Below are 13,258 nucleotides of genomic sequence, written 5' to 3'. Positions count from 1 at the left end.
CATAACAGATTATGCACCATTTTTAAAAACCATATTTCCAAAAAATAAGCTTTTGACTGTTAATTTTGCCATATCATGATGGCATTGAGGCGGTGTGGGTAAAATCGCCATGCCATTTTTGTCATCATGATATGATTTGCGATTAAGTTGGTGGGACTTTTAAAAGTTGAATTGGTGTTCATCTTGCTCAGCTTGACACCAAAGCTCAGCAGATTCATCGTTCATACATAAAAATAACCCATCTGGCAACAGGTATATTGCCGTATTGGGCAACCCAATCTTTTAAATCCTTAAAAAATCACACCTGCCACACTTGACCACCGTCCCATTTTTCCACCAAAAAATCAATGACCGCTTGCACGCTCACAGGGCGGTAGGTGCTTTGCGGCGTCAAAATGGCAAGCACAATCTCCTCATTACCACTGGCAATCGGGATATGGGACAAAATCGGCACAAGTTTGCCTGTTTTGACTTCATCAGCCACAGCCCAATCGGGCATCATCACAATGCCTGCACCGTCCATTGCCATTTGAATCAAACTGTCCGCATTGTTGCTGACCATTTTCTCTTTAATTTCAATTATTTGATTTGTATTTAAATTTTTAAAACGCAATACGCCCAACTCCCCACGATAAAAAAGCCCCTGATGTGTCGCAAGCTCATCAGGCGTTTGGGGCGTACTGTTTTTTGCCAAATAAGCAGGCGAGGCAAGCAAAAAATGGCGTTGGCGAGCAATGATTTTTTGCTTTAAATTGCTGTCCATCGGCACGGCAACTCTGACAATAATGTCCGCTTTTTCCCCATAAGGGTCAATAAAATCATCGGTTTGGGTAAGGTAGATTTGTAATTTGGGATAGCGTTTGGCTAGTTCGCCCAAATGTGGAGCGATGTGTTTTTGCCCAAAAAATACAGGGGCGTTGATGTGAATAATGCCATTAGGTTCTTGATTTTTATCATTTAATTTGTCGGTTAAATGGGAAAATTCGCCCAAAATCGCTTTGGCGTGCGTGGCAAAAACTTCCCCAGCCTGCGTCAGGCTCATCGCCCTTGTGCTACGGTAAAATAAGGTTTGCCCAAAATCGTCTTCTAACTGCTTGATTTGCCGAGAAATGACCGAACTTGCCACATCGTACTGGCGGGCGACTTCGGAAAAGTTTTTTTCACGGGCAACGGCTAAAAAAATTTCTAGGGCGTGGAGTGTGGTGTTTTTGGGGTTCATTTGTGCTGATTTGGTAAAAGTATTTTGTTATTTTAGCAGATTTTTGGGTAAATGGCATTATATTTGCGATATTTTCAATAATTAACGATAATTTTTTAAAAACTAAGCGATATTTTTAAAAAAATTAACGCTAAGTATTGACAAATTTAAGCGATAAATTATATAATTATACGCATAAATTCTGTTTTATTTCTTAACGAGGTTTAAACTATGGATAAAGTTATCGGTATTTATTCAGGTAAAAATTTAGCCACCTTTGAGGAAGAGGGTGGTATTGGTTACTGGATTGTGCAGTCTGGGCGTGTCAAAAATGCCAAATATGTTTTGGTAATGCGAAATCATCGTGAGAGCTGGTCTGCTAAAGATGATGGTTTTCAACACGGACAAGCCTATATGCTGGGAAAAATTGCAGGCTGTTCTTCTGATACGCCTTATAAAGGCAGAAAAATTATCCTAATTAGTGAGTATGTGTTATTACCCCAAGATAATTCAACGGAGAATGTGTGGAAAAAACTGACGAATGGACAGCGTTACCCTGTTTCTTATCTGAATGCTGATGAGGTGTTACAAAAAATGGGGCTTGATGTCAATTCACCTGATTTAGATTGGCAACCATTTATGTCAAAACAAAGTATGACCAATCACGCCTCCAAGATGGAAGTTGATGACAAGCGTGATTTGGTTGAGATTATTGCCGAAGCGAAAGAAATGATCGCTTATGCCGCAGATGTTGATATTTCGGCAGTTGAGATTAAAATTAATTTTTAAGACAATGTTTTAAAAAAACACCGTTTATCGTTATGATAAGCGGTGTTTTTCTTTTCAAGAAGCCTGAAAAATCATTTATGCCAATTTAGCAAAAGTGTTTTGCGATTGATGTGATTTTTAAAATAAATTCATTGCATTAAAATACGCCCATTATTTTCACAAAAGGTCAAAACAATGAGCAAACAAATCCAATTTACAAAAACAGGTTCGCCTGATGTGCTACAAATCGTTGATGTAGCAATTCCTACACCAAAAGCACACGAAGTACAAATCCAAATCCACGCCATTGGCTTAAACCGTGCCGAAATGATGTACCGAGAAGGGGCGTATGTGATTGACCCTGTATTCCCTGCGACTTTGGGCTACGAAGGGGCAGGCGTGGTCGTGGCGATTGGCGAGGGTGTGAGCGAAGTTGCCATTGGCGATAAGGTCAGCATTATTCCATCTTTTATGTTTACCGAATACGGCACTTATGGCGAAATCGTCAATATGCCCAAACACGCCGTGGTCAAGCACCCTGACAATCTGACAATGGAACAAGCGTCCGCCAGTTGGATGGCGTTTGTTACCGCTTATGGCGGACTGATTGAGTTTGGCAAAGTACAAAAAGGCGATGTGGTGGTGCTGGGCGGTGCAACCAGTTCGGTCGGTCTGGCAAGCATTCAAATCGCCAAAATGCAAGGGGCAACGGTGATTGCCTTGTCTCGCACCCACGCCAAAGGCGATGTACTTTTGGAAAAAGGGGCGGATTTTGTGGTCGCCACAAGCGAAGACGATGTAACCGCCACACTTCTTAAAATCACAAACGGCAAAGGCGTGAATGTGGTATTTGACCCTGTGGGCGGACAAGAGGCGGCAAAAATCATCAACGCAATGGCACAAGATGGTCGTTACATCATTTATGGGGCATTAAGCCACGATGATATTGCTGTGCCAGTCTTTCCGATTTTGGGCAAACATTTGACGGTGAGGGGGTATGAACTCTTTGAAATCACCACCGTGCCTGAAAAACTCGCCCAAGCCAAACAATTTGTTTATGACGGTTTGGCAAGCGGTCAGTTACGCCCAGAAATTGACAAAATCTTTGCCTTTGATGAAATGGTTAAAGCCCACGAATATATGGCAAGCAATCAGCAGATTGGTAAGATTGTGGTTAAGGTTTGATTGTTTTTTAAATGAAATGGAATGCCGTTTGAAAAATATTTCAGACGGCACTTTTGTTTTCAAATTTTGCAAAATAAACTTTCAGCCAGCCCAAACCTACCCCAACATCTGTTTTTGTCTTTGTACCACTTTATTCATAATATCAAGCCACGCCTTGATTTCTTGTTCGTCAAGGGCTTCTAGCACGCCGTTATTGATTTTTTGAGCGGCGGCGACACAATCGTCTTTTTTGGCAAGGGCGGCAGAGGTCAGCCGTATCAGCCGACTTCTGGCATCGTTTGGGTTGGGCAGGCGTTCAATCAGACCGTCCCGCTCCATACGCCCCAGCGTGTTTGCCATTGTCGCTTGCGAAACCGAACTTTTTTCGGTCAATTCTTGCTGGGTCAGCTCTTGTCCGTCCCACAGCTCAAACAGCACAGGCAAATAGGCAGGATTTAAGCCCAAAGGGGCAAGCTCTTGTCCGATAAGCTGGGCAAACTGGCGAGCAATCATATTGGTCAGATAGCCCAGCGAATTTTTTTGGTTAATCGTCATTTATTTTTCCTTATAAATCAAAGTACTATTATTATAACACAAAAATGAATAAAAATATAGCTTGCTATTTAAATGCATAGTGTGCTATACTATTTTCCATAGTAAGCTATATAAATTGGAGAACGCAAATGAAACCAGACACTCAAAACCGCTACGGCACCATCTCACGCCTGTTGCACTGGGGCATATTTTTAGGCTACATCGCTATGTTTGCCACAGCACTCATTGCCAAATTTAACCCGGACTTACGCTTTTTGTTACAGCCACATCAGGCTCTTGGAATGGCGGTGCTGGTTTTGACCGTGCTTCGCATTGTGTGGGCGGCGGTTAATGCCAAAAAACGCCCAAAAAACGATACGAAAGTCAAAATTGGACATTTTGCCTTATATGCTTTGATGTTGATTGTTCCTGTTTTGGGAATGGCAAGAAATATTGGGCGTGAAAATGGCAATGAATTTTTGGTACAGCTTGGTAATAATTTGCACGGCGAATTAGCAATGCTTTTATTACTTTTAATTGTTGGGCATATTGGATTGGCAATTTTCCATCAAATAAAAGGCGAGAAAGTTTTATCAAAAATGATATAATTTATTGCATAAGTTTTCTATTTTTTAACTGTTTATTTTAACCATCGGAGTAATCTATGAGCAATGTAACTTTCAATCCAAAAGACGCTTATGTGCTGATTAACAGCTTTATTGTCCCAGCCGAAAAAGAAGCGGTAATGTTGGAATTTTGGCAAAAGTCTGCCGAATTTTTAAAAACCCAAGATGGCTATATCGCTACCCAATTACACAAAAACATTGACCCCAATGGGCATTTTAAATTTGTGAATGTCGCTTTATGGGAAAGCCCCGAGAAATTCCAAAAAGCCCTGCAAACTGCCCACAAAGATATGCCAGCAGGGGTAATGGACGGCATTCAATATTTCAATGGCTTATTTGAAGTGGTGTATAGCGATATGCCATTTGAATTTGGTAAGCGAATTGGTTGATTTTTAATTAAAAACACCGTTTTCGTTAAATTGAAAACGGTGTTTTTTTATAAAAATTTTGCAAAATGGGTTTTCAGGCTGCCTGACAAGCCATTTCACAATTGAATACTTAAACTTTAAGCCAAAACCGCTTACAATACCGCCATTTCTTAACTGAAAAAGGTATTAAAAATGAAAAACTTACTGCTATTGGGAGTGATGATGAGTGTTTTGACCGCCTGTCAAAGTACGCCAAACCAAATCACCGATGCACTTAATCCAGCTTCGGAATTTTGTGTGAAACAAGGCGGACAATCGCAAATCCGTAAAAATGCTGACGGTTCAGAATACGGTGTCTGTGTGTTGCCAAATGGGCAGGTGGTGGAAGAGTGGGAATATTTTCGATTGATGAAGGGGATGTATAATGCGTTTTAACTTGGTGTGGTGTATTTTATTGGGTGGAGTATTGTGTAGTCAAATCAGCTATGCAAAATCAGGTGTCGGCACACAATCAATCAATATCGAACGTCAACCATTGGCAAGCCGTTTAGCCAATGCTTTTTGGGTCTATGATGACCCAACAACACATCATTCGATTGTGTTTGAATTAGGCGAACATAGTGATAACAAGGGTTATTATTTTTATCGTGAATGGAAATATGATTGTCATAATACAGAGAAACCCTTATATCGTATTGTTGGCGTGCCTGAAAATGATAATGGCGTGATGGCTAATTTTTATATCTCGTCTGGTTATGATTATCGACCTTTTTTAACGCAGTTGCATTTGGTTAAATTAAAACCTAAAAAATATGTGATTTTATCCAAAGAAACGCCTGACGGTGTGCAAAAATATCGCTTTGATTATCAAACTGAAAATAAAGCCAGATGTCAATTTAAATCATAACTTATGATGAAATTTTGAGAATATGACCCATGTATAATCCTATTTTGGTCTCTGGTATTGCAAATAAAATTAATATTTATTGAGGCAGATATGGTGCGGATTATTGGGGAACAATCACGCAATCGTGTTCAACCGTTTTGTACATATTATAGGCAATGTGGTGGTTGTAATTTGCAGCATTTGGATTTAAATGCACAAATTGAGCATAAACAGCACGTTTTGGCATCACATTTTCAGCATTTGGCACAGGTTCAACCTGATGAATGGCTAAAACCGATTCGTTCACAACAGCAAGATTATCGTAAACGCACAAGGATAGGCGTACGCTATCTAGCCAAAACTCAACAATTATTATTTGGTTTTCGAGCAAATCAATCCAATTTGTTGAATGAGTACAAACACCGTTTAATTTTAAATTAAGCGGTGTTTTTTAAAATGGGGTAAAATCCTTTTCAGCCAGCCCAAAAAAATCATTTATGCCAATTTAGCAAAACACTTTCTCAATTTATCCCATTTTAAGCAAACTCAAAAGCCCTTAAAATACCTTATCTTAAATAAGACAGGTACACCAAAATGAACACGCTTTCCCCCATTTTCTCCCAAGTTTTTGGGCAAAATCAATTAACACTGGGCTTAATCGCTCCCTTTATGGGCTATCAAAAGCACATTCCAGACGATTTGACCGCCATTGCCGACAATGCACGGCTGGCTGAAAACTTGGGCTTTTCAGCATTGTGGGTACGAGATGTGCCGTTTTATGACCCTCATTTTGGCGATGTGGGGCAAGGGCTTGACCCGATGGTTACACTTGGTTTTTTGTCCGCCCACACCCAAAAAATCGCCCTTGGCACGGCAGGGCTGATTGCCCCTTTGCGTAGTCCCATTCACATTGCCAAGTCTGCGGTCAGCGTGGATAAACTCAGTAATGGACGGTTTTTATTGGGCTTATCCTCTGGCGATAGACCTGTGGAATACCCTGCTTTTAATGAAAATTTTACCAATCGTGCCGAGCGTTTTCGTGAAAACATTGAACTGATTAAAACCTTGACCGAGCAGGACTTTCCCCATTTTAATGGTAAACATTATGGCGATTTAACAGGCAATTTGGATTTACTCCCCAAACCCAAACACCGCTTGCCCATTGTGGCGATTGGGCGAGCAAGGCAAGAAATGGCGTATCTTGCCAATGTACCTGATGCGTGGCTGTGGCACGGCGTGAACCCCGATGACACGGCAAACATCATCAAAACCCTTGCCGATTTACGCCAAAAAGAGACGCCAACCGCCTTTGGCTATGCTCAATTTGTGGAAGTGCTGGCGGATAAAAATTCCCCCACCCAACTGTTTAACAACATTTATCTGCGTGGCGGGGCAAAAGGCTTGGCAGACTTTTGGGTAAAAGAACAAGAAAAAGGCGTAACGCATTTGGCGTTAAATTTAAAACCCACACAAAGACCTGCCGATGAAGTGCTGACGGAATTGGCAGAGTATGCTTTGACACAATTTTGAAAAGAAAAACACCGTTTGAGCAATTCAAGCGGTTTTTTTTATTTTAAAATGGGCAAAATAACCTTTCAGGCTGCCTGAAACCTATTCCCTTAACGCATTTAATACCACCTCAAACGCCTTTGAATGGTGTTTTCGGCTAGGGTAATAGGCATAAAATGGCTCATAAGTCATTCTAAACTCTGGTAAAATTTCAACAAGTTCCCCTGTTTTGATGAAACGCTCCACTTGCGACAGCCCCACAAGCCCAATGCCCAAATCTTGCAAAATGGCATTTAGTCCATTGCCATTCATTAAAATTTGACTTTTGGGCGTGTAAGAGACCACCTTGCCATTGACCCAAAATTCCCAGTCCATTGGCGGTTTATTTTTATCCAGTTGCAGATTAATCAGATGATGATGGTCTAGGTCATCAATGCTTTTTGGAATGTCTTTATTTTTTAGATAATTGGGCGTGGCAACCAGCGTAATTTGCACCATTTGTGAAATTTTGACCGCAATCATACCGCTTGCGACCGTACCGCCAAGCCGTACCCCCATATCAAAGCCTTCTGCCACAATATCCACAAAGCGGTTATCGCTGTAAAGTTGTACAAAAATATGCGGATTTTGGCTCAAAATAGGGGCAAGTTTGGGCAAAATCACCGTTTGTATCGCCAAATGACTGGCGTTAATGCGTACTGTGCCTGTGATGTGGGCTTGATGTTCGGTCAGTTTGGCAAGCCCCTCGCCAATGGCAAAATAATGGGGTGCAAGGTCGTTATACAAAGACAAACCCTCTGGCGTGGGTGAGACGCTTCTTGTGGTGCGGTTTAATAGGCGGATATTTAAGCGGTTTTCCAAATGACTGATACTTTGCGATAGTGCAGATTTAGATACGCCCAATTTTTCGCCAGCTTTGGTAAAACTGCCTGTTTGTACAATCGTTAAAAATAAATATAAGTCGTCAAAGTATGGCATTGTTCCAATATCCTAAACAGTCTGTTTTGATTTTGCTTATATATTTTAACAAAATGATTGATTACAATACACTCAATATTTGGCATTTTGAAAATTTTAAGGAAAATTTGATGAGTATTTCTCGCAGAAATCTGTTAAAAAGCAGTGGGTTAATCGGTGTAGGTATGGCGGTATCCGCCTGTTCTGGTGTGTTGGCAAATGCTAGACACTCAAAAAATGTTGTATCCACCACCAAAACCACCCAATCTGTTTTGCCCACAAGAAAATTAGGCAATTTGACCGTGTCAGCTTTGGGGCTTGGCTGTCAAGGCTTTGGGCAAAATATGTATGGCGTGCCAGAACCTGATAAAAATCATTCGGTTAAAATCATTCGCCAAGCCTTTGAACACGGTGTTACTTTTTTTGATACAGCCGAAGCCTATGGACCTTTTAAAAGTGAGCGGATTGTGGGCGAGGCGATTAAGCCTTTTCGCAATCAAATCGTTTTGGCAACCAAATACGGTTGGGATATTGACCAAAAAACAGGACAACGCACAGGCAAGGTAAACAGCAAGCCTAACCACATCAAAATGGTGGTGGATAATATGTTAAGTCGTTTGCAAACCGACCGCATTGATTTGTTGTATCAGCACCGTGCCGACCCCGAAGTGCCAGTAGAAGAGATTGCAGGGGTAATGAAAGAGTTGATACAGGCAGGTAAGATTTTGGGCTATGGCTTGTGTGAAGTGTCGCCTCAAACCATTGAAAAAGCTCACGCCATTGCTCCCATTACTGCCATTCAAAGCGAGTATTCATTGCTGTTTCGTGGGCGTGAAAATGATGTGTTGCCTGTGTGCCGTCAGCTTGGCATTGGCTTTGTGCCGTGGTCGCCTTTGGGTATGGGGACTTTGGCGGGCTATGTCAATGAACACACACGCTTTGCCAATGACCCTAGTCAAGATTTGCGTGGCATTTTGCCCCGTTTTGCTCCGCAAAATTTGGCTCAAAACGCCAAACTCTTTGCGTTAATCAGAAAATGGGCAAACCGCAAAGTCTGCACCCCAGCCCAATTTTCATTGGCGTGGCTACTTGCTCAATATGACGGCATTGTACCGATTGCAGGTACTACCAAAGGCTTTCATTTAATGGAGAATTTGGGGGCAAGCGACATTGTCTTTGGTGATGATGAATTAAAAGCATTCCGCACTGAATTGGAGCAAATTCAAATTATGGGCGAGCGTTTGCCAGAAGCCATTTTAAAATTTTCAGAAGTGAAATAGGAGTAATTTATGCAAAACATCACTTTATCCAACAGCGTACAAATGCCAATTTTGGGCTTTGGCACTTTTCAAATTGCCCCACAAGATACCGAGCATTTGGTAAGTACAGCCATACAAGCAGGTTATCGCCATATTGACACCGCCCAAAGTTATCAAAACGAGTGTGAAGTCGGCTTGGCGATAAAAAACAGCGGAATTGCCCGAGATGAATTTTTCATTACCACTAAGGTGTGGATTTCCAATTACACCGATTGCAAGGCAAGTGTGTTGCGTTCGCTTGACCGTATGGGGCTTGATTATCTGGACTTGGTGCTACTTCATCAGCCGTTTGGCGATACTTATTCTGCGTGGCGGGATTTGGAACATCTGTACAATGACGGCAAAATCCGTGCCATTGGCGTGAGCAATTTTACGCCAGCGTTTGCGGTGGCACTCGGAGCGGGCAATCAGGTGATGCCAATGGTCAATCAGATTGAGGTCAATCCGTTTTATCAGCGGTTTGATGAAGTGGAAAAATTGCAAACAAATGACATAGTAGTGCAGGCGTGGGCAAGTTTTGCCGAAGGGAAAAATGACATTTTTAACAATCCTGTACTGGTACAAATCGCCCAAAAATACGGCAAAACGCCCGCCCAAGTTATCAGCCGTTGGCTTGTGCAAAGAAACATTGTCGCTTTGGTCAAATCCAGTCGCCTTGAAAGAATGCAGGAAAATTTAGCTATTTTTGATTTTGAACTCACGGCGGACGACAATGCCAAAATCGCCACGCTTGATTTAGGAAAATCGCTAATTTTTGACCACAGCAACCCAGAAATCGCCAAGTTTTTGATGAATTATAAGGTTGATGTGTGAATAAATAATGGAGCCAGTAATGAATTTTAATATCCACACCGAACGCCAAGCCTTAAAAGATTTGGTAGATACTTTTTCCAATTTAGCAGACGAGAAAAAAGTCGCCGAGCAAATGTCATTGTTTACCCCTGATGCCATCGTGCAAACTTTTATTGGTGGAAAACTGGTGTTTGATATGGCAGGCGTTGCCCAAATTGAAAAAACATTTAGCGATTTTTTGGCAAGTTTTCACACCGTGTATCATATCAACGGACAGCACAGCGTGTCTTTTGTTGATGAAAATAATGCCACAGCGATTAACTATTGTGCGGTTAAATTGGTTGAGACCAAAGACGGCAAAGAAATCCTGCACGACCACAGCATTCGCTACAATGACACCTATGTCAAAGAAAATGGCAAGTGGCTGATTAAACACCGCATTGCCAATTTTATGATTAGTGAAACCAGAGTAATTGGCTGATTTTAAACACCGTTTAATTTAAAAATTAGGCGGTGTTTTTTGATTGGAATTTTGCAAAATAAACTTTCAACTAGCCTGAAAAAACCTTGCAATTCATCCTAAAATTGACTAAAATATGCAATTAGTGAATTTTAGGACTATTTTTATGAGCAATACCCCCAAAAATCCCCTAGACCAACTGGGCGATATTTCTACCAAAATAGTGGCAAGTTATGCCATTTTTGCAAAAAAATATGGCATTAGCGATAATGAATTGGCGATTTTTTATGCCCTTTGGGTCAATGAATTTCGCACGCAAAAACAAATTGCCGATGAATATGTGCTTGCCAAACAAACCATTAATACTTTATGCAAACGCTTTGAGGCAGACGGTTTAATCACAAGTATCATTAGTCAAAATGACAAACGAGAAAAAATCCTATCCTTGACCGATAAGGGTAAAGCCTTTGCCAAACCCATTATTGAAACGCTGTTAAACCTTGAACAAAAAATCATTGATGAATTTGGCGGTGAGCGAATGTTATTGTTATTAAAAGAAATGCAAGACTTGCAAACCTTAATGGCAAATCATTTGGAACAATAAATGAATACAGCAATTCATACTCTAAAAAATATTGCCTTAAACAATAAAAGAAAATTATCGGCAACTTTTGGCTTAGTGGCATTAGAAAATATGTTGTTTTTATTATATCCATTGGTGGGCAGTTTTGCGGTCAATGCGGTATTAAATCAGCAAACTTGGCACGCTTTGGTGTATGCCTTAATGGTCTTTGTGATATGGTCTGTGGGTTCGGCACGCCGTGCAGTGGATACTCGTGCCTTTGTAAAAATTTACGCTGATTTGGCGAGTAAAGCCATTATTAGTGAAAAACAAAAAGGCAATACCTCAGCCACTGCCCACGCTGTGATGGCACGGCAGTTTGTGGCATTTTTTGAGGAGCATTTGCCGATTTTAATCACGGCTTTATTTAATATTATTGGTTCGGTGGTGATGCTGTTAATGCTTGAATTTTATTCTGGAATGATTGCCCTATTTATTTTGTTTGTGTTTATTTTGATATTGCCAAATTATAGTCGGCAAAATGATAAACTTTATTTTAAACTCAATAACCGCCTTGAAAATGAAGTCAATGTGATTGAACAAAATAAACATCATCATTTAATCAAGCATTATGATGTATTATCCAAAATTCGTATTGCCATTTCCAATCGTGAAGCCTTTTCTTATTTAATGATTGGATTAACATTGGCGATATTATTTGGGGCGACTTTATTTATCTTGTCAAAAAAGTCAGTACAAGCAGGGCATATTTATGCCGTGATGACTTATTTGTGGGGCTTTGCAATGAGTCTTGATGATATGCCAAGATTGGTAGAGAAATTTTCTGAATTAAAAGACATTGGGCAAAGAGTGGCGGTTTAATTTTTTTAAAACGCTGTATGATATTTGGTATTGTTAATTGAGTATACTTTTCTAGAAAACCGTTCGTGGTGAGCTTGTCGAACCATAACGGTTTTCCTAGACTTCGACAAGCTCAGTCCGAACGGAAAACCTTAAAATCTATCTTTATTTAACAATACCTGATATTTATTTTTATTTTAGGAGCATTTTATGCACTGGTCTATTTTATTGGCGATTGCCATTTGTAGTGAAGTGTTTGGTTCAACAATGATTAAACTCTCACAAGGCTTTACCAAACCCTTACCGTCAATCGGTGTGGTGGTGGGATTTGCTTTGGCGTTTTATTGTTTGTCCTTGACCTTAAAATCCATTCCGCTTGGAATGGCGTATGCAATTTGGTCTGGTGTCGGGCTTGTTTTGACGGCAATTGTTGGCGTGGTGGTGTTTGGCGAAAAGGTGGATTTTTGGGGAATGGCAAGCATCGCTCTGATTTTGGCAGGGGTGATTATGATGAATACGCTGTCTAAAATGGGCGGGCATTAGGATAAATACCGCTTGCAGGAATGTTTAAGCGGTTTTTTTCTTAAATTTTTAAAAACCAAAACCATCAGCCGTGTTATAATACCTCACAATATCAATCCGTTAGTAAGGTTTTGTATGTCGCACTCTTATGCTGTTGCCCCAAACGACATTTTGGATTTTTGGTTTCATCAGGACAATCAAGCCTTTTGGTTTGTGCAAAATGATGACTTTGACCGCACCATTTCTCAACAATTTTATGAGACTTGGACAAAGGCAATAGAGGGCGAGCTGTATCATTGGCGGACGACTTTGCAAGGGCGGCTTGCCGAAATCATCGTTTTAGACCAGTTCTCACGCAACCTACACCGCCAAAGCAAAGAGGCTTTTGCTTATGATTTGACCGCTTTGGTGCTTGCCCAAGAAGCCATCAACCAGCCTGATTTTGCCAGCCTAAACCCAAGCGAGCGTCATTTTATGCTGATGCCGTTGATGCACAGCGAAAGTGCCGACATTCATCACAAGGCGGTGGCGTTGTTTGAGGCACTGGGCAATCCCAAAGCCCTTGATTTTGAATTGCAGCACAAAGCCATTATTGACCGTTTTGGACGCTATCCGCACCGAAATGCCGTACTGGGACGAGATAGCACTCCTGATGAGCTGGAATTTTTAAAAAGCCATTCGGGGTTTTGATGATAAATGCTGTTTGGGGTAGGTGGTGTTTGGCGAAAAGGT

Annotated in this window: 18 protein-coding genes; 14 read left to right on the top strand and 4 right to left on the bottom strand. The window is 41.0% G+C overall.

From position 1 onward, the window contains the following. Positions 1–298: 298 nt before the first annotated feature. Entirely contained in the window at positions 299–1,219 is a 921-nt protein-coding gene (locus LU297_RS02745; protein WP_263076883.1) for a LysR family transcriptional regulator, read from the bottom strand. Positions 1,220–1,429: 210 nt separating this feature from the next. Here LU297_RS02745 and LU297_RS02740 point away from each other — a divergent pair, with 210 nt between their 5' ends. After that, complete coding sequence (locus tag LU297_RS02740) at positions 1,430–1,987, top strand: hypothetical protein (protein ID WP_263076882.1); 558 nt, start codon at positions 1,430–1,432, stop codon at positions 1,985–1,987. A 174-nt stretch (positions 1,988–2,161) separates the two neighbouring features. After that, positions 2,162–3,151, top strand: a complete 990-nt coding sequence (locus LU297_RS02735; RefSeq protein WP_263076881.1) for a zinc-dependent alcohol dehydrogenase family protein — start codon at positions 2,162–2,164, stop codon at positions 3,149–3,151. 96 nt (positions 3,152–3,247) lie between these two features. Here LU297_RS02735 and LU297_RS02730 read toward each other — a convergent pair whose 3' ends face one another. Further along, a complete protein-coding gene (locus tag LU297_RS02730) occupies positions 3,248–3,685 on the bottom strand; it encodes a MarR family winged helix-turn-helix transcriptional regulator (protein WP_263076880.1) in 438 nt (145 codons plus the stop codon). A gap of 128 nt (positions 3,686–3,813) precedes the next feature. Here LU297_RS02730 and LU297_RS02725 point away from each other — a divergent pair, with 128 nt between their 5' ends. From LU297_RS02725 to LU297_RS02710, 4 genes are all read left to right on the top strand, one after another. Further along, the gene (locus LU297_RS02725) at positions 3,814–4,272 is read left to right on the top strand and encodes a cytochrome b (RefSeq protein ID WP_263076879.1); all 459 of its coding nucleotides are present in this window, start codon (positions 3,814–3,816) and stop codon (positions 4,270–4,272) included. Between the two features lie 56 nt (positions 4,273–4,328). Continuing rightward, positions 4,329–4,679 (top strand): antibiotic biosynthesis monooxygenase family protein, encoded by a 351-nt coding sequence (locus tag LU297_RS02720; RefSeq protein ID WP_263076878.1) that lies wholly within the window; start codon positions 4,329–4,331, stop codon positions 4,677–4,679. A gap of 171 nt (positions 4,680–4,850) precedes the next feature. Continuing rightward, positions 4,851–5,093, top strand: a complete 243-nt coding sequence (locus LU297_RS02715) for a putative hemolysin (RefSeq protein WP_263076877.1) — start codon at positions 4,851–4,853, stop codon at positions 5,091–5,093. Further along, positions 5,083–5,565: a hypothetical protein gene (locus LU297_RS02710; RefSeq protein ID WP_263076876.1), complete on the top strand. Its 483-nt coding sequence runs from the start codon at positions 5,083–5,085 to the stop codon at positions 5,563–5,565. Before LU297_RS02715 ends, LU297_RS02710 begins: the two co-directional genes overlap by 11 nt. A gap of 100 nt (positions 5,566–5,665) precedes the next feature. On the opposite strand, the gene LU297_RS02705 is transcribed toward LU297_RS02710, so the two are convergent. Beyond that, on the bottom strand, positions 5,666–5,935 hold the full coding sequence (locus tag LU297_RS02705; RefSeq protein WP_263076875.1) for a hypothetical protein: 270 nt from the start codon (positions 5,933–5,935) through the stop codon (positions 5,666–5,668). 203 nt (positions 5,936–6,138) lie between these two features. Here LU297_RS02705 and LU297_RS02700 point away from each other — a divergent pair, with 203 nt between their 5' ends. Further along, complete coding sequence (locus LU297_RS02700) at positions 6,139–7,074, top strand: TIGR03571 family LLM class oxidoreductase (RefSeq protein WP_263076874.1); 936 nt, start codon at positions 6,139–6,141, stop codon at positions 7,072–7,074. Positions 7,075–7,155: 81 nt separating this feature from the next. Here the strand turns inward: LU297_RS02700 and LU297_RS02695 are convergent, their stop codons facing one another. Continuing rightward, positions 7,156–8,031, bottom strand: coding sequence for a LysR family transcriptional regulator (locus tag LU297_RS02695; RefSeq protein ID WP_263076873.1), 876 nt, complete (start codon positions 8,029–8,031; stop codon positions 7,156–7,158). Between the two features lie 110 nt (positions 8,032–8,141). Here LU297_RS02695 and LU297_RS02690 point away from each other — a divergent pair, with 110 nt between their 5' ends. From LU297_RS02690 to LU297_RS02660, 7 genes are all read left to right on the top strand, one after another. Continuing rightward, positions 8,142–9,290 (top strand): aldo/keto reductase, encoded by a 1,149-nt coding sequence (locus tag LU297_RS02690; protein ID WP_263076872.1) that lies wholly within the window; start codon positions 8,142–8,144, stop codon positions 9,288–9,290. Between the two features lie 9 nt (positions 9,291–9,299). Then, on the top strand, positions 9,300–10,142 hold the full coding sequence (locus tag LU297_RS02685; RefSeq protein WP_263076871.1) for an aldo/keto reductase: 843 nt from the start codon (positions 9,300–9,302) through the stop codon (positions 10,140–10,142). 19 nt (positions 10,143–10,161) lie between these two features. After that, positions 10,162–10,602 carry a nuclear transport factor 2 family protein gene (locus tag LU297_RS02680; RefSeq protein WP_263076870.1) on the top strand — a complete coding sequence of 147 codons (441 nt, stop codon included), beginning with the start codon at positions 10,162–10,164 and terminating at the stop codon, positions 10,600–10,602. A 145-nt stretch (positions 10,603–10,747) separates the two neighbouring features. Further along, positions 10,748–11,185 (top strand): MarR family winged helix-turn-helix transcriptional regulator, encoded by a 438-nt coding sequence (locus LU297_RS02675; RefSeq protein ID WP_263076869.1) that lies wholly within the window; start codon positions 10,748–10,750, stop codon positions 11,183–11,185. After that, the gene (locus tag LU297_RS02670) at positions 11,186–12,025 is read left to right on the top strand and encodes an ABC transporter six-transmembrane domain-containing protein (protein ID WP_263076868.1); all 840 of its coding nucleotides are present in this window, start codon (positions 11,186–11,188) and stop codon (positions 12,023–12,025) included. It begins immediately after the preceding gene. Between the two features lie 189 nt (positions 12,026–12,214). Next, the gene (locus LU297_RS02665) at positions 12,215–12,547 is read left to right on the top strand and encodes a DMT family transporter (RefSeq protein ID WP_263076867.1); all 333 of its coding nucleotides are present in this window, start codon (positions 12,215–12,217) and stop codon (positions 12,545–12,547) included. Positions 12,548–12,661: 114 nt separating this feature from the next. Then, positions 12,662–13,216 (top strand): DUF924 family protein, encoded by a 555-nt coding sequence (locus LU297_RS02660; protein ID WP_066804712.1) that lies wholly within the window; start codon positions 12,662–12,664, stop codon positions 13,214–13,216. Positions 13,217–13,258: the final 42 nt, after the last annotated feature.

This window comes from Moraxella nasicaprae (assembly GCF_025643275.1).
Taxonomy (GTDB): domain Bacteria; phylum Pseudomonadota; class Gammaproteobacteria; order Pseudomonadales; family Moraxellaceae; genus Moraxella; species Moraxella nasicaprae.
This window is presented reverse-complemented; position numbering and strand designations above follow the sequence as displayed.

Coding starts and splice junctions, on each gene's coding strand:
- LU297_RS02745 (WP_263076883.1), bottom strand. CDS start 1,219: ATGAACCCCAAAAACACCACACTCCACGCCCTAGAAATTTTTTTAGCC.
- LU297_RS02740 (WP_263076882.1), top strand. CDS start 1,430: ATGGATAAAGTTATCGGTATTTATTCAGGTAAAAATTTAGCCACCTTT.
- LU297_RS02735 (WP_263076881.1), top strand. CDS start 2,162: ATGAGCAAACAAATCCAATTTACAAAAACAGGTTCGCCTGATGTGCTA.
- LU297_RS02730 (WP_263076880.1), bottom strand. CDS start 3,685: ATGACGATTAACCAAAAAAATTCGCTGGGCTATCTGACCAATATGATT.
- LU297_RS02725 (WP_263076879.1), top strand. CDS start 3,814: ATGAAACCAGACACTCAAAACCGCTACGGCACCATCTCACGCCTGTTG.
- LU297_RS02720 (WP_263076878.1), top strand. CDS start 4,329: ATGAGCAATGTAACTTTCAATCCAAAAGACGCTTATGTGCTGATTAAC.
- LU297_RS02715 (WP_263076877.1), top strand. CDS start 4,851: ATGAAAAACTTACTGCTATTGGGAGTGATGATGAGTGTTTTGACCGCC.
- LU297_RS02710 (WP_263076876.1), top strand. CDS start 5,083: ATGCGTTTTAACTTGGTGTGGTGTATTTTATTGGGTGGAGTATTGTGT.
- LU297_RS02700 (WP_263076874.1), top strand. CDS start 6,139: ATGAACACGCTTTCCCCCATTTTCTCCCAAGTTTTTGGGCAAAATCAA.
- LU297_RS02695 (WP_263076873.1), bottom strand. CDS start 8,031: ATGCCATACTTTGACGACTTATATTTATTTTTAACGATTGTACAAACA.
- LU297_RS02690 (WP_263076872.1), top strand. CDS start 8,142: ATGAGTATTTCTCGCAGAAATCTGTTAAAAAGCAGTGGGTTAATCGGT.
- LU297_RS02685 (WP_263076871.1), top strand. CDS start 9,300: ATGCAAAACATCACTTTATCCAACAGCGTACAAATGCCAATTTTGGGC.
- LU297_RS02680 (WP_263076870.1), top strand. CDS start 10,162: ATGAATTTTAATATCCACACCGAACGCCAAGCCTTAAAAGATTTGGTA.
- LU297_RS02675 (WP_263076869.1), top strand. CDS start 10,748: ATGAGCAATACCCCCAAAAATCCCCTAGACCAACTGGGCGATATTTCT.
- LU297_RS02670 (WP_263076868.1), top strand. CDS start 11,186: ATGAATACAGCAATTCATACTCTAAAAAATATTGCCTTAAACAATAAA.
- LU297_RS02665 (WP_263076867.1), top strand. CDS start 12,215: ATGCACTGGTCTATTTTATTGGCGATTGCCATTTGTAGTGAAGTGTTT.
- LU297_RS02660 (WP_066804712.1), top strand. CDS start 12,662: ATGTCGCACTCTTATGCTGTTGCCCCAAACGACATTTTGGATTTTTGG.